This window comes from Sphingomonas sp. (genome assembly GCF_024508665.1).
In the GTDB taxonomy this organism is placed as follows: domain Bacteria; phylum Pseudomonadota; class Alphaproteobacteria; order Sphingomonadales; family Sphingomonadaceae; genus Sphingomonas.
The window spans coordinates 1,161,507-1,175,947 of record NZ_JANINP010000007.1; the positions used below are offsets into that span (position 1 = coordinate 1,161,507).

Annotated in this window: 18 protein-coding genes, 1 other RNA gene and 1 pseudogene; 9 read left to right on the plus strand and 11 right to left on the minus strand. The window is 65.2% G+C overall.

Annotated features, from left to right (window positions below):
* Positions 1 to 76 precede the first annotated feature (76 nt).
* The 6 genes from trpB to Q0L25_RS20705 form a co-directional block, all read right to left on the minus strand.
* Positions 77 to 1,318: a tryptophan synthase subunit beta gene (trpB, locus tag Q0L25_RS20680; RefSeq protein ID WP_296617594.1), complete on the minus strand. Its 1,242-nt coding sequence runs from the start codon at positions 1,316 to 1,318 to the stop codon at positions 77 to 79.
* Positions 1,319 to 1,411: 93 nt separating this feature from the next.
* On the minus strand, positions 1,412 to 2,047 hold the full coding sequence (locus Q0L25_RS20685; protein ID WP_296617597.1) for a phosphoribosylanthranilate isomerase: 636 nt from the start codon (positions 2,045 to 2,047) through the stop codon (positions 1,412 to 1,414).
* 103 nt (positions 2,048 to 2,150) lie between these two features.
* Positions 2,151 to 2,657 carry a GNAT family N-acetyltransferase gene (locus Q0L25_RS20690; protein WP_296617599.1) on the minus strand — a complete coding sequence of 169 codons (507 nt, stop codon included), beginning with the start codon at positions 2,655 to 2,657 and terminating at the stop codon, positions 2,151 to 2,153.
* A 10-nt stretch (positions 2,658 to 2,667) separates the two neighbouring features.
* Positions 2,668 to 3,342, minus strand: coding sequence for an orotidine-5'-phosphate decarboxylase (pyrF, locus tag Q0L25_RS20695; RefSeq protein ID WP_296617601.1), 675 nt, complete (start codon positions 3,340 to 3,342; stop codon positions 2,668 to 2,670).
* The gene (locus Q0L25_RS20700; RefSeq protein WP_296617603.1) at positions 3,339 to 3,701 is read right to left on the minus strand and encodes a hypothetical protein; all 363 of its coding nucleotides are present in this window, start codon (positions 3,699 to 3,701) and stop codon (positions 3,339 to 3,341) included. Before Q0L25_RS20700 ends, pyrF begins: the two co-directional genes overlap by 4 nt.
* Before the next feature lie 93 nt (positions 3,702 to 3,794).
* Positions 3,795 to 4,451, minus strand: a complete 657-nt coding sequence (locus tag Q0L25_RS20705; RefSeq protein WP_066589905.1) for an alpha/beta hydrolase — start codon at positions 4,449 to 4,451, stop codon at positions 3,795 to 3,797.
* Between the two features lie 101 nt (positions 4,452 to 4,552).
* Between Q0L25_RS20705 and Q0L25_RS20710 the strand changes: the two genes are divergently transcribed.
* The 5 genes from Q0L25_RS20710 to ffs all read left to right on the plus strand — a co-directional run bounded on the left by Q0L25_RS20710 (position 4,553) and on the right by ffs (position 7,494).
* Complete coding sequence (locus tag Q0L25_RS20710) at positions 4,553 to 5,629, plus strand: aminotransferase class V-fold PLP-dependent enzyme (protein ID WP_296617606.1); 1,077 nt, start codon at positions 4,553 to 4,555, stop codon at positions 5,627 to 5,629.
* Positions 5,626 to 6,705: a cysteine desulfurase family protein gene (locus Q0L25_RS20715; protein WP_296617820.1), complete on the plus strand. Its 1,080-nt coding sequence runs from the start codon at positions 5,626 to 5,628 to the stop codon at positions 6,703 to 6,705. Before Q0L25_RS20710 ends, Q0L25_RS20715 begins: the two co-directional genes overlap by 4 nt.
* Positions 6,702 to 7,034, plus strand: a complete 333-nt coding sequence (locus Q0L25_RS20720) for a 2Fe-2S iron-sulfur cluster-binding protein (RefSeq protein WP_296617607.1) — start codon at positions 6,702 to 6,704, stop codon at positions 7,032 to 7,034. Before Q0L25_RS20715 ends, Q0L25_RS20720 begins: the two co-directional genes overlap by 4 nt.
* Positions 7,035 to 7,145: 111 nt before the next feature.
* On the plus strand, positions 7,146 to 7,346 hold the full coding sequence (locus Q0L25_RS20725; RefSeq protein ID WP_296617608.1) for a hypothetical protein: 201 nt from the start codon (positions 7,146 to 7,148) through the stop codon (positions 7,344 to 7,346).
* Between the two features lie 50 nt (positions 7,347 to 7,396).
* An RNA gene (gene ffs, locus Q0L25_RS20730) (signal recognition particle sRNA small type) lies at positions 7,397 to 7,494 on the plus strand.
* 1 nt (position 7,495) lies between these two features.
* Here the strand turns inward: ffs and Q0L25_RS20735 are convergent.
* Entirely contained in the window at positions 7,496 to 7,909 is a 414-nt protein-coding gene (locus tag Q0L25_RS20735; RefSeq protein WP_296617610.1) for an NIPSNAP family protein, read from the minus strand.
* Between the two features lie 167 nt (positions 7,910 to 8,076).
* On the opposite strand from Q0L25_RS20735, the gene Q0L25_RS20740 reads away from it, so the two are divergent.
* The 4 genes from Q0L25_RS20740 (at position 8,077) to Q0L25_RS20755 (ending at position 10,819) form a co-directional block, all read left to right on the plus strand.
* Complete coding sequence (locus tag Q0L25_RS20740) at positions 8,077 to 8,433, plus strand: hypothetical protein (protein ID WP_296617612.1); 357 nt, start codon at positions 8,077 to 8,079, stop codon at positions 8,431 to 8,433.
* 40 nt (positions 8,434 to 8,473) lie between these two features.
* Positions 8,474 to 10,108, plus strand: a complete 1,635-nt coding sequence (locus tag Q0L25_RS20745; protein WP_296617614.1) for a DNA polymerase III subunit gamma/tau — start codon at positions 8,474 to 8,476, stop codon at positions 10,106 to 10,108.
* Positions 10,105 to 10,428, plus strand: coding sequence for a YbaB/EbfC family nucleoid-associated protein (locus tag Q0L25_RS20750; protein WP_296617615.1), 324 nt, complete (start codon positions 10,105 to 10,107; stop codon positions 10,426 to 10,428). The genes Q0L25_RS20745 and Q0L25_RS20750 overlap by 4 nt, the downstream gene beginning before the upstream one ends.
* 124 nt (positions 10,429 to 10,552) lie before the next feature.
* Entirely contained in the window at positions 10,553 to 10,819 is a 267-nt protein-coding gene (locus tag Q0L25_RS20755) for a hypothetical protein (RefSeq protein ID WP_296617617.1), read from the plus strand.
* A gap of 37 nt (positions 10,820 to 10,856) precedes the next feature.
* Here Q0L25_RS20755 and Q0L25_RS20760 read toward each other — a convergent pair whose 3' ends face one another.
* The 4 genes and pseudogenes from Q0L25_RS20760 to rpoH form a co-directional block, all read right to left on the minus strand.
* A complete protein-coding gene (locus tag Q0L25_RS20760; RefSeq protein WP_296617618.1) occupies positions 10,857 to 11,282 on the minus strand; it encodes a hypothetical protein in 426 nt (141 codons plus the stop codon).
* Between the two features lie 137 nt (positions 11,283 to 11,419).
* On the minus strand, positions 11,420 to 12,127 hold the full coding sequence (mtgA, locus tag Q0L25_RS20765) for a monofunctional biosynthetic peptidoglycan transglycosylase (RefSeq protein ID WP_296617822.1): 708 nt from the start codon (positions 12,125 to 12,127) through the stop codon (positions 11,420 to 11,422).
* Between the two features lie 117 nt (positions 12,128 to 12,244).
* Positions 12,245 to 13,438 (minus strand): annotated as a pseudogene (locus Q0L25_RS20770) (flavin monoamine oxidase family protein); the annotation flags it as partial.
* A 68-nt stretch (positions 13,439 to 13,506) separates the two neighbouring features.
* Positions 13,507 to 14,409, minus strand: coding sequence for an RNA polymerase sigma factor RpoH (gene rpoH / locus Q0L25_RS20775; protein ID WP_066589889.1), 903 nt, complete (start codon positions 14,407 to 14,409; stop codon positions 13,507 to 13,509).
* Positions 14,410 to 14,441 lie beyond the last annotated feature (32 nt).

Below are 14,441 nucleotides of genomic sequence, written 5' to 3' on the forward strand. Positions count from 1 at the left end.
CCAACCTTCGCTAGGCAGCAAGCTGCCAAGCTACGGTATCCTCTCCCGTCAAGGGAGAGGAGGTTATTCTGGGCCGTCATATCTTCACTCCCAGCGCTTCGGCGACGGTGAAGATATCCTTGTCGCCGCGACCGCACAGGTTCGCCAGGATGATTTGGTTCTCGTCCATTTCCCGCGCTTTCTTCGTCACAGCTGCGATGGCGTGCGAAGGTTCGAGCGCGGGGATGATCCCCTCGGTGCGGCACAGGAGCTGGAAGGCGTCGAGCGCTTCTTGGTCGGTCGCGGAGGTGTAGTCGACGCGGCCGGTTTCCTTGAGCCATGCGTGCTCGGGACCGATGCCCGGATAGTCGAGCCCCGCCGAGATCGAATGCGCTTCCGCGATCTGGCCGTCCTCATCCTGGAGCAAATACGTCCGGTTGCCGTGGAGGATGCCGGGGAAGCCGCCCGCCAGGCTCGCGGCGTGCTTGCGCTCGAGCCCTTCGCCGGCCGCCTCGACACCAAGCATCTTGACGTCGGGATTGTCGAGAAACGGGTGAAAAAGCCCGATCGCGTTCGATCCGCCACCGATCGCCGCGACCAGCAGGTCGGGGAGGCGATTGATCCGCGCCAGCATCTGCGCGCGCGCTTCCTTGCCGATCACAGACTGAAAATCGCGGACCAGTTCGGGATAGGGATGCGGCCCCGCCGCGGTGCCGATGATATAGAAAGTGTCGTGGACGTTGGCGACCCAGTCGCGCAGCGCCTCGTTCATCGCGTCCTTCAGCGTGTTGGCGCCGCTGGTGACCGGAATCACTTCGGCGCCGAGCAGCTTCATCCGGAACACATTGGGCTGCTGCCGCTCGACGTCCTTGGCGCCCATATAGATCACGCAAGGCAGGCCGAAGCGGGCGCAGACCGTGGCGGTGGCGACGCCATGCTGGCCGGCGCCGGTTTCGGCGATGATCCGCGTCTTGCCCATGCGACGCGCGAGCAGGATCTGGCCAATGCAATTGTTGATCTTGTGCGCGCCGGTATGATTGAGCTCGTCGCGCTTGAACCAGATCTGCGCGCCCTTGCCGGGCTCGGAACCCGCGCGAATCGCGGCAGTCAGGCGTTCGGCAAAGTAGAGCGGGCTGGGGCGGCCGACATAATGTTCGAGCAGATCGTCGAATTCCTGCGCGAAGGCGGGATCGGCCTGTGCCGCGCGATATTCGCGTTCGAGGTCGAGGATCAGCGGCATCAGCGTCTCGGCGACGAAGCGGCCGCCGAACTGGCCGAAATGGCCGCGCTCGTCGGGCTGGGCGCGAAACGTATTCGACAAATGGGTAGAGTCCGTCATCACCGTTATTTCCTCGTCACAACATGGGTCCAATCGCTTCGAACAGCGATCAGCGCCATCGTTGCGGAATGCACAGGGCAGGGAGGATCGGCATCAGCATTGCGCCACCGCTTTAAGGAACGCGGCGATCTTGTCCACATCCTTGACACCAGGCGCCGATTCCAGCCCGGATGACGCGTCGACCAATGTCGCGCCGGTCCGCGCTGCGGCTTCCGCCACGTTATCGGGCGTGAGTCCTCCCGATAGCGCCCAGGGCATGACGTGGCGGAACCCGTCGAGCAGGCTCCAGTCGAATCGGATCCCCATGCCGCCCGGCCGGGTTGCGCCTTCGGGGGTCTTGGCGTCGAACAGAATCCTGTCGGCCGCGCCGCGATAGTCGAGCGCGCTATCCAGATCGGCTCGCGTCTTGACCGCGATGGCCACCCACACCGGAATACGTGCCTGGATAGCGGCGGCACGAGCGGGCGTCGCGCCATGGAGCTGAACCGCGTCGAGCTTGCCGGCTGCAATCGCCGCTTCGAGCAGGGCGTCGTCCGGGTCGACGAACACGCCGACGCGCGACACGCTTGCCGGTATGCGGGCGGCGAGGCCCGCAGCGGTGTCGAACGACAAATTGCGCGGCGAAGGGGCGAAGAACATCAGCCCGACATGACTCGCCCCACCGGCAATCGCGGCGTCGAGCGTTTCGGGCGTGCTGAGGCCGCAGATCTTGGCGGTGACGCGAGGCATGGCGGCGCTATATAGGCGTCGAGCGACAAATGACCATGCGGGCGCGGTCCGACGCAGGGGGCTCAATAGCCGATCGTCTCCAAGCGGCGGTTTGATACCTGGCTCAGTCGAGCCGCTTTTCCAGCACGACCATGTGAAGCGGCGGGTCGACAACGATCGGGAAATCTCGGGTGCCCGCAGTGGCGTAGCCCCGGCGCTCATAGAAGGCGATCAGTTCGGCACGCCGGTCGATCACCGCCATCTCTATCCGGTCGGCGCCGAACGCTTCGCGCGCGGTCTCTTCCGCGGATGCGATCAATTGCTTGCCATAGCCGCCCGCCTGTAATTGCGGATCGACGCAAAGCAGACCGAGATAAGCGAGCCCGCCGCCGCTGTTCGCGACCCGGACGCAGCCGATCATCCGCTCGCCATCGAACCCGACGAGCAGGCGCTCCGCCGGATCGGCGATCATCGCTTCCAGTTCGTCGATACCGATCCGTTCGCCATCGAGCAGATCGGCCTCGTGCGTCCATCCGGCGCGCGCGTCATCGCCGCGATAGGCGCGCTGGATCAGCGGCTGAAGCGTTGCGAGATCGTCGCGTCGGGCGACGTGGACCGCCAAATCGGACATCGCAGCTGACCTAGAGCGTCGCGCCGATCTCGCGCGCGGCGAGGTCGGGATCTTCCGCCGCGGTGATCGGCCGTCCCACCACCAGGATCGAAGCACCGGCATCGACGGCGGCGCGCGGCGTTACCACCCGTTTCTGGTCGCCGATGGCGCCGTTGGCCGGCCGTACGCCTGGTACGACGAAAAAGCCCTTAGGCCACAATTTGTGCGCCGCGCGGACTTCCTCGCCCGAGCAGACGATGCCGTCGACTCCCGCGTCCATGGCCAGTTCGGTTAGCCGCAACACCTGATCGTGCGCCGACCCCGCCACGCCGGTCGCGCGCAGGTCATTTTCGTCGAGGCTGGTCAGCATGGTCACCGCGACGACCTTGGTATTGCTCGGCGCCGCCGCCTTGGCATCCTCGAGCATCGCGCGGCCGCCGCTGGCATGGACCGTCAGCACCGCGGGCTCGAGCCCGCGCAGCGCCTGGATCGCCTTTCCGACCGTATTGGGAATGTCGTGCAGCTTGAGGTCGAGGAAGATCGGCAGCCCGAGGTCGTGCATTTCCAGCACACCATGACGGCCATTGGCCATGAAGAATTCGAGGCCCAGCTTGATGCCGCCGACATGGTGGCGGACGCGCGTGGCGATCGCCTTGGCCTTGTCGATATCGGGAGTGTCGAGCGCGACGTAGATGCGGCTGGTCATGGAGTCAGCTCAAGCGGCGGCTGTTTCGGCGGCTCGGGAGGGGCCGGCGGTGCGGTCGCTGCGACCGGCGCGGCAAGCGTGGGGCCCGGATCGGCGCCCATCGGCACCACGGGCTTGAGATCGGCGATGATGCGCTCCGCCGTCGTCAGCCGCTGCGTCAGGCGCCAGCGGATCGTCCGGTAATAGAGCCAGGTCGGGATTACCCCGGCGAGAAACATGAACAACATCATGAAGGGAAGGTTCACTTCCGCGACCAGCCCTCCCCAAAGGTTGATCGTCACCCAGCTCCAATTGCCATAGGTGAAGATCGCCGCGGCGAAGCTGATCAGGCACCAGAAGAGGATCTTGAGGAACTGCATGGGCGGGACGCTAGCGGGACCGGTCCAGTTTGGCCAGACTTCCCGCGATCCTCCCGTCGGCGACAGGGAGGACCGAAGGGGTTGGCTTCAGCCTCACCGAATCGGCGAGTTCGGGTCGAGCCGCATATCCAGATACTTGTCCACGCTGCCCATCAGCTCGCCCATTTCGTGCTCGAAGAAATGGTTCGCCTTGGGGATCGTGTCGTGGTGGATCGTGATGTGCTTCTGGGTACGCAACTTGTCGACAAGCTTCTGCACCGCGATCGGCGTGACGACCTCGTCATTCTCGCCTTGGATGATGATCCCCGAAGCAGGGCAGGGAGCGAGGAAAGTGAAGTCGAACATGTTCGCCGGCGGAGCGATCGAGATGAAACCGCGGATTTCCGGGCGGCGCATCAGCAATTGCATACCGATCCACGCGCCGAATCCAAATCCGGCGACCCAGGTGGTCGACGCCTCGGGGTGAAAGCTCTGCACCCAGTCGAGCGCCGAGGCGGCATCGCTCAATTCGCCGATCCCGTTGTCGAACACGCCCTGGCTCTTGCCGACGCCACGGAAATTGAAGCGCAACGTCGCGAAGCCGCGGCGCTGGAAGGTCTTGTAGAGTTCGATCACGATGCGATTGTTCATCGTGCCGCCCGACATCGGGTGCGGATGCAGGATCATCGCAACCGGCGCACGCGGCTTGGGCGCGGGGGCGAAACGACCTTCGAGACGGCCCTCGGGGCCGGGAAAAATGACTTCGGGCATCGTATCCTGTTCTTTTAGCCGCAGAGGCGCCGGTGTGGCGCTAAAGGTTGCGCGCTATATAGGCAGAAGGCCCCAACACGCAATTGGAACGAATCGGACCGATGGTCACAAAGCGCATCTATCTCGACCATGCCGCGACCACGCCGCTCCTGTCGGCGGCGCGCGACGCCATGGCCGACGGATTTGCGCGCTGGGCCAATCCGTCGTCGCCGCATGCCGAGGGCCGCGCGGCCAAGGCGATGCTGGAAAGGGCACGGACGCAAGTCGCCGCGGCTTATGGCTGGGCAGGCGAGGTCTTGTTCACCAGCGGATCGAGCGAGGCGCTGGCGATCGCCCTGACGCGCTCGACGGTGACGCGCCGATTGGCGAGTGCGGTCGAGCACGATGCGGTGCTGCGCGCCGCCTACGACATCGCGCTGGTTCCCGTAGATTCGGCGGGGCTGGTCGATCGGGCCGCGCTCGAGTCAGCCATGGCCGGCGACGGACGGGCGGTGGTTGCGATCCAATGGGCCAATAGCGAGACCGGCATCCGCCAGCCGATCGCCGAGCTGGCCGACCAGGTTCACGCCGCGGGCCACCTGTTGCTGGTCGATGCAGCGCAGATGCCGGCCGACACCGACCGCGAGGTCGCGCGGCATGCCGATTTCGTCGCGCTGTCGGCGCACAAGCGCGGCGGGCCGATCGGTGTCGGGGCGCTGCTCGTCCGCGATCTCGCGGCGCTCGATCCGACCGGCGGTCAGGAACGCGGCTATCGACCGGGCACCGAGAACATGCCCGGCATCGTCGGCTATGCAGCAGCGCTGGCTGAACCCGAGGATGTCGCCACTTATCGGCAATTGCGCGATCATCTCGACGCCGAGATCAGGGCAGCGGGCGGCGAACCGGTGCTTGCCGAGGCTTTCCGCCACCCCGCGATCGGGTCGTATCGCATGCCCGGCGTCGCGGCGACGACGCAGCTGATTCGCTTCGATATGGCCGGGATCGCCGTATCGGCGGGGAGCGCCTGCGCGAGCGGCAGCATGAAGCCGAGCCACGTCTTGTCGGCGATGGGATGGGACGTGCAGGCGTCGCAGCAAGTGGTACGGGTCAGTTTCGGACGGTCGACTACGCGCGCCGATCTCGACGCATTCGTCGCGGCGTGGCGCGAAATCGCGACATCGCTGGCGCGCGCGGCATGATCTATCTCGACTATCAGGCGACCACGCCGCTCGCGCCCGAGGCGCTGGACGCGATGCTGCCCTGGCTGCGCGACCAGCACGCCAATCCGCATTCGGCGCATGGACCGGGGCGCGCGGCCAAGGCGGCGATCGAGGTGGCACGTGCGCAGGTTGCCGCGTTGCTGCCCGCCGGGGGCGCCGTCAGCTTCACCGGCGGCGCGACCGAGGCGCTCAACTGGGCGATCAAAGGCGTCGGCGGTCCGACCGTGACCATCGCCACCGAACATGCCGCGGTGCTCGACGCCGTGGAAGCCGTAGGGGACTCGCTGGTGCTGCCGGTGCAGCGCGACGGGCTTGTCGATCTCGACGCGGCGCGTGCGGCGATTCGCCCTGGCGTGAAGCTGGTCGCGGCGATGCTGGTCAATAACGAGATCGGGGTGATCCAGCCTATCGCGGAACTGGCCGCGCTGGCGCATCAGGCCGGCGCCCTGTTCCTGTGCGATGCGGTGCAGGGCTATGGCCGCGTGGCGATTCCGGAAGGCTGCGATCTCATCGCCTTGTCGGCGCACAAGATCCACGGGCCAAAGGGGATCGGCGCGCTATGGATCCGCGAAGGGATAGAGCTGGCACCGCTGCTCCACGGCGGCGGGCAGGAGCCTGCAGGGCGATCTGGCACGCTTAGCCCCGCTCTGTGCGCCGGATTTGGCGCTGCGGCGGCACTGATGGCGGCGCGGCGCGATTCCGACGCGGCGCATGTCGAGCGGTTGTGGACGACGGCGCGTGCAACGCTGGGTGCGGACTGGATCGTCAACGGATCGGTCGAGCATCGCTATCGCGGCAATCTCAACGTCCGGCGCGACGGGCTGGACGTCGCGCGGTTGATGTCCGACCTGCGCGACATCGCCTTCTCGGCCGGCTCGGCTTGCGCCAGTGGGTCAGGGCGGCCGAGTCATGTGCTTGAGGCGATCGGGTTGAGCGATGCGCAGGCGCGCAACAGCATCCGTATCGGTTTCGGACGCTATACTACCGAGGAGGAATTGGTGGACGCGCTACAGCGCATCGACGCCGCGGCACGGGCGCAGAGAATCGCGGCATGACGCGCGTGATCTTCATCGAGCGCGACGGCGCCACGCGCGAAGTCGAGGCGCGGCAGGGCGATCGGCTGCTCGACCTCGCCCAGAATGCCGGCGAGCCGCTTGAAGGGACGTGCGAAGGCCAGATGGCCTGTTCGACCTGTCACGTTATCATCGACGCCGACGACTTCGCGAAATTGCCTCCCGCGGTGGAGGAGGAAGAGGACATGCTCGACCTTGCGGCCGGCGCCACCCGATACAGCCGTCTTGCGTGCCAGATCTGGCTGAGCGACGTGATCGAGACGCTGACCGTGCGCATTCCGGCCGACGCCAAAAACATGCAGGGACGCTGACCTAAATTTCGTCCAAAGCGGCGCGATCCATTATTATTCCGTTCCTGGAACGGCCCGCCCATGGTAAGCGTTGGCGCACGCCGGGGGGCGAAAAACATGGAGAGATACGCCATGAAATTCCTCGCTGTCGTTGCTGCCGGAGTTCTCGCCGCGTCGGCATTCACGCCGATTACGTCTGCCAGCGCGGCGCCTGCGCCCGATCGCTGGAGCCACGGTCATCATCATGGATGGAAATGGAAGAAGGTGTGCAAGGTCCGCTGGCATCATGGCCGCAAGATCCGGACTTGCCGCAACGTGCGCGTGCGCTGGTAAGCGCCGAATTCTAATCGCTTGAAAGCGCCGCCCGATCCCGCCATATGCGCGGCGGGAGTCGGGCGGACGCAATCGTCGCCAACCCGGTCAGGTCCGGAAGGAAGCAGCCGTAACGATTTCGTTGCGGGTCGTTCCGGCTCCCACCCATCTCAATGGAATGGCGGCGAATAGTCGGTCAGCCGCATCGTGCGATCCTCTATCTCGCCCATGATCGGCGCGTCGGGAGAGTTCGTCTCGCGCTTGATCCGGCTCCATTCTTCATCGGCCCGGAAGGCAGCCCACGACGCTTTCATCGTCGCTTCGTCCTTCCACCGCAGCAGATAGACGAACTCGGGTTTGCCATCGCGCGTGGCCTCCCAAGTCGCGACGATGTCGAAACCGTGCCGACGCATGATCGCCATGGCGTGGTCGCGAAACCGGGCATGGAAAACGGCCTTGCTCGGCTCGAACAATTGATAGGCGCGCAATTGATAGACAGGTGCCGGCGCGGTCTCGGCCACGGCCGCAGGAATCGTCCCGATCGCCAGGGCGAAAGACAGGATCAAACTGCGAGCCAGGATCATGTGACGTCTCCCCCTTACGGAACGCGGTGCGTGGCCGACAATGAGAGTTACATCCAGAATGCGGCTAATCAATCGACTCATGCGCCGGTTTTGATACGATATCGGAACGCGACGGCGCTTTCGCGCATTGCGACAGTGCCTCTGACCCATGAGGAAAGGAGTCCTGTATGCGTATCGCTCATTTGTTCACCGTGCTGCTGGCCGTCGCCGGCGCCTCGGCCGCTACTCCAGCCGCGGCGGAAACCGCGCTGACCCGGCCTGCCTCGATCGCCACGCCATTGGCTCAGCCGTCCGGTACCACCGCCACCGCCGATCAATATCGTGATCGTGGCCGCCATTATGGCTGGCGCAACGGCAATCGCGGGTGGCATGGCGGGTACCGCTCGGGCTGGCGTGGCGGCTATTATCGCCCGCGTTACGCCTATGGCTATGGACGCCCGTATCGTTGGCGCGGCTCGCGGCTCATGTGCCGCACCTCGTGGCGCTGGGGCCGACCGCATCGCGTGTGCTTCCGTCGCTGGTAAGGCTTCGACAATCAGGCTCGCCGACCCTAGATAAGGGGTGATGTCCGACTCTTTCGATCTCGGCGAGCCGCCGCAGCCCAAGGATACCGCGTACCGCGTGCTCGCGCGCAAGTACCGGCCGCAGAATTTCGATCAGCTGATCGGCCAGGACGCGATGGTCCAGACGCTGGCCAATGCGATCCGGCGCGGACGGCTGGCGCACGCCTTCCTGCTCACCGGCGTGCGCGGGGTCGGAAAGACCTCGACCGCGCGGCTGATCGCCAAGGCGCTCAATTGCATCGGACCGGACGGGCAGGGGGGTCCCACGATCGACCCCTGCGGCGTGTGCGAGCCCTGCGTGTCGATCGCCGAAGGGCGCAATATCGACGTGATCGAGATGGACGCCGCCAGCCATACCGGCGTCGACGATATGCGCGCGGTGATCGATGCCGCGCGCCTCGCCGCCTTCGGCGCGCGGTTCAAGATCTACATCATCGACGAAGTCCACATGTTGTCGAAGAATGCGTTCAATGCACTTCTTAAGACACTTGAAGAACCTCCTGAACATGTGAAGTTTCTGCTGGCGACGACCGAAGTGCAGAAGGTGCCCGTCACCGTCCTGTCGCGGTGCCAGCGGTTCGATCTCAGGCGCATTCCGGCGGACAAATTGGCGGCGCATTTCGCACATGTCGCCGAACTCGAAGGCGCCGAAGCGGAGCCCGAGGCCCTGGCGCTGGTCGCGCGCGCGGCGGACGGATCGGCGCGCGACGGCCTGTCGATCCTCGACCAGGCGATCGCCCATGCTGGGATGGAAGGCGGCGGCGTGACCGCCACTGCCGTGCGCGCGATGCTCGGCCTGTCGGATCGCGCCGCGATTCGGGACCTGTTCGCGCTGCTGCTCGACAGCGACGCGCCCGGTGCGCTCGCAGCGTTGCGCCGGCAATATGATCTCGGCGTCGACCCGCAATCGGTACTGCGCGGCCTGCTCGAGACCGTCCATGCGGTGACCCTGGCGAAGCTGGGCGGTGATGCCGATCCCGCGCAATCGGCGGAGGAGCGTGACGCCTATCAGGGCTGGGCGCGGTTATTGTCCTTTCCGGCGCTCCATCGCTTGTGGCAATTGATGCTCAAGGGGCATGAGGAAGTCGCGCGCGCAGCGCTGCCGATCGAGGCGGGCGAAATGGCGTTGCTCCGCGTCGTCCATGCGTCCAGCCTGCCCGATCCCGGCGAACTCGCACGCCAGATAGCGTCGGGTATTCCGCCATCCGTCGCGCCGCCCTCAACGAGCGTCGCTCCGTCGTCCGCTCCCGCTCCCGTTGCCGTCCAGACACTGCCCGCCAGCTTTGACGCAATGGTCGAGCTGGTCCGCGCCAATGGCGGCGGCTCCCTGCTGTCGCATTTGACCGCCAATGCCAGGGTGGTGCGCTACGAGGCGCCCGAACTGGTGCTCAGCACATCGCGGCCTTTGCCCGCCGACCTGCCGACGACTCTCGCCGCACGCTTGGGCGAGCTGACCGGCGCCAAGTGGAAAGTGACGACCGAGGACGCAGAGGGCGAGGCAACGCTTGCCGAACGTCGCAAGGCCGAGGAAGAGGCCGAACGCGCCGCGGTCATGGAAACCCCTATCGTGAAGGCAGCGTTGGAGACATTCCCCGACGCGGTGCTCGAACGGATCAACAAGGAAGCATTGGGATGAAGAGTCTCGAAGACATCATGGCAATGGCGCAGAACGTCCAGGCCGAACTGGCCAAGGCGCAAGACGGGCTCGATCAGATCGAGGTCGAGGGTGCGTCGGGCGGCGGCATGGTCAAGGTCAAGGCCTCGGCCAAGGGGCGGATCATCGGCATCGACATCGATCCGTCGCTGCTGCAACCGTCCGAGAAGCAGATGCTTGAGGATTTGATCGTCGCCGCGTTCAACGACGCGCGGGCAAAGGCCGATTCTGCGTCCAACGACGCGATGGCGAAGATGACTCAGGGCCTGCCGCTGCCGCCGGGGTTCAAGCTGCCGTTTTGATCGATTCGGACGAATCTAGGTAAGGCAGCGTTCGGTCCCTGCGGAGCAAGGCATGGTCGATGAGATGTCCCGTCGTGGACCTAGCGACGGCCGGCACGTTGTCCGAGACGGCGGGATAGGTTGCGTGATCGCCCTGATCGCGCTCAACGCTCTGCTAATGGGGTTGCTGGTTTCGGCGTTCGCTTTCGGCCAATATTCGAGCGTCGGACAGGAAATCTGGTATCGTTATGGTTCGTTGGGATTCTTGTTTGGCGGCGCAATACTGCCGGCCGTAGCGCTGGCGTTGGGTGCGCGCCGGTCGCAAGCGTTCATGCGGGCCTTAATATCGTGGATGCTGGCCGCTCTCTTCGCGTGTTGCGTTTACGCGATGATGTCCGGTGGCGGTGTCTGACGTTAACGAGCGGCACGGCTTGAGCGAACGCGCACCGCTATTTCGGGTCGGCGGGCGCATCTGCCGGCGGCTGGTGGAATTTCGCGGCGCGACACTTGGCAGAGGCATTTCTGACGACCTTCACCGGCCCGGCAGCAATGACCTGATAGTCGGTCAAGACCGACGCATCACGATCAAACGTCAGACGGCGCGTCTGACCGCCTCGATCGAGGTCGGCAAGCTTCATGGGGTTCGACGTCGCATCGCTGATCGCGTAGCTCTGCTCACGACGGCATTTGTCGTAGCAATATGATTTGCGCACCAAGTCGGCGCTGAAATTGAGCGAATATGCGAGCGTCTGCGGCGGCTGCGTTCCGACCTGGACAGTTTCGGTTCCGGTGCAACGTTCGGCGACCCGGTCCGCTGCGAAAAGCGAGGTTGGCCCGATCGAGACCAATGCAAGGGCCATGGCGATCAGCTTCATCGGATTTCCTCGCACACGGTAAGTCTGTGGCTATGACCGTAATTCGGTCTGACTATCCGTACCATTCGAAATTGTAGTGCGGTTATACGCCTGACCAGTTTCTCATCGAAGATGGCGGAACGCGCGTCTACGTCTGTCTATCGCACGCAGCTGTCGAGCCCGTTGCCGCGCACCACGTTGACATACCTCGCCAGCGCATTGCCGTGACGCCGCACGAAGCCGCGCGGGTCGATCGCGGCACGCTTCTTGGGCAGCGGCAGGACGGCGGCGATGCGCCCGGCTTCGGTCGGCGACATGCGCGACGCGTCGTGGCCGAAATAGCGGATCGAACCGGCATTGGCCCCGTAGGTGCCGATCCCCGTCTCAGCGACGTTGAGATAGACTTCCATGATCCGGCGCTTGCCCCACAGATGCTCGATCAGGAACGTGAACCACGCCTCGAAGCCCTTGCGGACATAGCCGCCGCCCTGGATCAGGAAGACATTCTTCGCGGTCTGCTGGCTGATCGTCGAGCCACCGCGGATGCGCCCGCCTTTCTGGTTACGCTGATAGGCCTGCCTGAGCGCGTTGAAGTCGAACCCGTCGTGCAGGCAGAAGCGCGCATCCTCGCCGGCGATCGCGGCGCGCGGCATGTTGGGATCCATGCGGTCGATCGACATCCATTGCTTGGTGATCAACTGGCCGTGCAGCACGTCGCCCAGCATCGTGAAGGTGAAGGGCGGGTTGATGAAGCGGTAGATGCCGACCCACAGCACGCTGACGACCAGGAAGGCGAGCGCGCCTTTCCAGATCCAGCCGAACAGGCGGCGTAGGAAGGAGCGTCGGGGTTTGGCTCTGGCGGGCATGGGATCGGGATCGGCCTGTGTCGTCGCGATGTCGGCGGGGTTGGGCGAAGGCGCCGTCATCAACGGCATGCTCGCCACTATGCGCGGTCGGCGGTCGGCGGCAAGAGCATCTTCCGCGGCGGCGATGCCGGTCTCGTAAGCGCCGTGGGCGGTGGAGAAATCGCTGGCCGAGCAGGCCTCGCCGGAAAAGAAGATGCGGTCGTCATGCGGCTGGGCGAGCACCCGGCGCTGCCCGGCCTGGCCGACCCGGGCATGCGAATAGCTGCCGCGAATGAAGCGTTCGGCGCGCCAGCGCGTCCGGGCGAGCGGCTGCAGTCGCAGCCGCCAGTCGTTGCCGAGCAGGCGGGCGAGCTCACCGATCGCGAAATCGGCGGCGCCAGGGTCGCTTTCGCGCTCGATCGCTTCGGCGCAGTCGCCGCCGAAAAAGGCTTCGACCACCGGCTGGCCGAGATAGCCGATCTGATAGCTGGCGGTCCATGCCGCATGCGGGTTGCCGATCACGTGAGCATTGTGCGGATAATCGTCGCCGCGAATGCCCAGGAAGATCTTGTCGGCGAGCCCCAGCGGAAGCGCGGTGGCGGCCTCGCGCTTGGCGTCGAGCGGCGGGTCGAACGTCAGGTCCCCGTCGGCAATGATCGGCGTCGGCACCGCGACGATCACGCGGTCGGCCTCGATCAGCCCTTGCGGCGTGACCAGGCGTATCCGCGGGCCACGATGATCTATCCTCGAAACGGGGCAATCGAGCCGGACGGGCAGGCGCTTGCCATGAGCGGCAATGAGCGTGCCATAGCCCTCTACCAGGCGCCAATTGTCGTCGCTCGCGGCGTCTTCATACGCCGCCCAGTCGTGCAGCGAGACGGCGCTCAGATTGGCGCCATTGGCATAACCCGAAATCGCATCGATCAGCGGGCGCCACGGATTGTCGGGCTGGATGAAGTCGGACAGCGGCCGATCGGGCCCGTCGCGATAGGCCAGAGCGCGCTCGGAGAATTGCCGATACGCCGCCTGAAACGCCTGCTGATCGGCGGCCGGGAACCCGAGATTGCGCCATTGCTCGCGCCAATGTGCCGGAGTGCGGTCGATCTGGAACCCCTCCGCCAGCGCGATCCGCGTCCAGGGATTGCGATCGGCTGAATGCAGCCAGGCACAGCCGAGATCGAGCGCCTCACGGCCGACGCGTACGCTGTGCGCCCGTCCACCGATCCGCCCGCTCGCTTCCAGCAACAGTACGTCGGCGCCGGAATCGAAGAGGCGCCGTGCGGCAGCGATGCCGGCGGCGCCTCCTCCGATGACGACGAACTTGCTGCTCATCCGCCCGGTCTACGGTCCGCGCCTCGTACCGGCAATGGCGGTAACGAAGCGTAGACGCCGGGGACGAACTAGGCCGCGATCAGCCGTTTTTCACCGGCCAGCCGCATCATCACCTTCTGCAGCTTCTCGAACGCACGAACCTCGATCTGACGGACGCGCTCGCGCGACACGCCATAGACCTGGCTCAATTCCTCGAGCGTCTTGGGATCGTCGGTCAGCCGGCGTTCGGTCAGGATGTGACGCTCGCGCTCGTTCAGGCCATCCATCGCTTCGGTCAGCAGGTTGTGGCGGACATCCGCTTCCTGCGCTTCGGCGACGACCGAATCCTGCAGGGGCGACTCGTCCTGCAGCCAATCCTGCCACTGGCCTTCCCCGTCCTCGCGCATGGAGACGTTGAGCGACGTGTCGCCGCCCATCGCCATGCGGCGGTTCATCGAGTTGACCTCGTCCTCGGTCACGCCGAGATCCTTGGCGATCTTCGCGACGTTCTCGGGGCTGAGATCGCCATCCTCGAACGCGTCGAGCTTCGACTTCATCCGGCGCAGGTTGAAGAACAGCTTCTTCTGCGCCGCCGTGGTGCCCATCTTCACCAGGCTCCACGAGCGCAGGATGAATTCCTGGATCGAGGCGCGGATCCACCACATCGCATAGGTGGCGAGGCGGAAGCCGCGGTCGGGCTCGAATTTCTTCACGCCCTGCATCAGGCCGATATTGCCTTCGCTGATCAGTTCCGAGACGGGCAGGCCGTAGCCGCGATAGCCCATCGCGATCTTGGCCACGAGACGCAGGTGTGAGGTGACGAGCTGAGCCGCCGCCTCGGTATCGCCATGCTCCGAAAAGCGCTTGGCGAGCATATATTCCTGTTCCGGGGTCAGGATCGGGAACTTCTTGATCTCGGCCAGATAGCGGTTGAGGCTTGCCTCTCCGCCGAGAGCAGGAATCGTCGCGGGGACGTTGCTGCGATTTGCCATGATCTAGTCTCCCTTACCTTAGCAGCCGTCAC

What these genes read in the sequence shown, in the direction of transcription:
- Q0L25_RS20725 (WP_296617608.1), top strand. Translation starts at nt 7,146, where the DNA reads ATGAAATTCCTCGCTGTCGTTGCTGCCGGAGTTCTCGCCGCGTCGGCA.
- Q0L25_RS20750 (WP_296617615.1), top strand. Translation starts at nt 10,105, where the DNA reads ATGAAGAGTCTCGAAGACATCATGGCAATGGCGCAGAACGTCCAGGCC.
- Q0L25_RS20745 (WP_296617614.1), top strand. Translation starts at nt 8,474, where the DNA reads ATGTCCGACTCTTTCGATCTCGGCGAGCCGCCGCAGCCCAAGGATACC.
- Q0L25_RS20720 (WP_296617607.1), top strand. Translation starts at nt 6,702, where the DNA reads ATGACGCGCGTGATCTTCATCGAGCGCGACGGCGCCACGCGCGAAGTC.
- Q0L25_RS20700 (WP_296617603.1), bottom strand. Translation starts at nt 3,701, where the DNA reads ATGCAGTTCCTCAAGATCCTCTTCTGGTGCCTGATCAGCTTCGCCGCG.
- Q0L25_RS20710 (WP_296617606.1), top strand. Translation starts at nt 4,553, where the DNA reads ATGGTCACAAAGCGCATCTATCTCGACCATGCCGCGACCACGCCGCTC.
- pyrF (WP_296617601.1), bottom strand. Translation starts at nt 3,342, where the DNA reads ATGACCAGCCGCATCTACGTCGCGCTCGACACTCCCGATATCGACAAG.
- Q0L25_RS20685 (WP_296617597.1), bottom strand. Translation starts at nt 2,047, where the DNA reads ATGCCTCGCGTCACCGCCAAGATCTGCGGCCTCAGCACGCCCGAAACG.
- Q0L25_RS20715 (WP_296617820.1), top strand. Translation starts at nt 5,626, where the DNA reads ATGATCTATCTCGACTATCAGGCGACCACGCCGCTCGCGCCCGAGGCG.
- rpoH (WP_066589889.1), bottom strand. Translation starts at nt 14,409, where the DNA reads ATGGCAAATCGCAGCAACGTCCCCGCGACGATTCCTGCTCTCGGCGGA.
- Q0L25_RS20735 (WP_296617610.1), bottom strand. Translation starts at nt 7,909, where the DNA reads ATGATCCTGGCTCGCAGTTTGATCCTGTCTTTCGCCCTGGCGATCGGG.
- Q0L25_RS20705 (WP_066589905.1), bottom strand. Translation starts at nt 4,451, where the DNA reads ATGCCCGAAGTCATTTTTCCCGGCCCCGAGGGCCGTCTCGAAGGTCGT.
- Q0L25_RS20760 (WP_296617618.1), bottom strand. Translation starts at nt 11,282, where the DNA reads ATGAAGCTGATCGCCATGGCCCTTGCATTGGTCTCGATCGGGCCAACC.
- Q0L25_RS20740 (WP_296617612.1), top strand. Translation starts at nt 8,077, where the DNA reads ATGCGTATCGCTCATTTGTTCACCGTGCTGCTGGCCGTCGCCGGCGCC.
- mtgA (WP_296617822.1), bottom strand. Translation starts at nt 12,127, where the DNA reads ATGCCCGCCAGAGCCAAACCCCGACGCTCCTTCCTACGCCGCCTGTTC.
- trpB (WP_296617594.1), bottom strand. Translation starts at nt 1,318, where the DNA reads ATGACGGACTCTACCCATTTGTCGAATACGTTTCGCGCCCAGCCCGAC.
- Q0L25_RS20690 (WP_296617599.1), bottom strand. Translation starts at nt 2,657, where the DNA reads ATGTCCGATTTGGCGGTCCACGTCGCCCGACGCGACGATCTCGCAACG.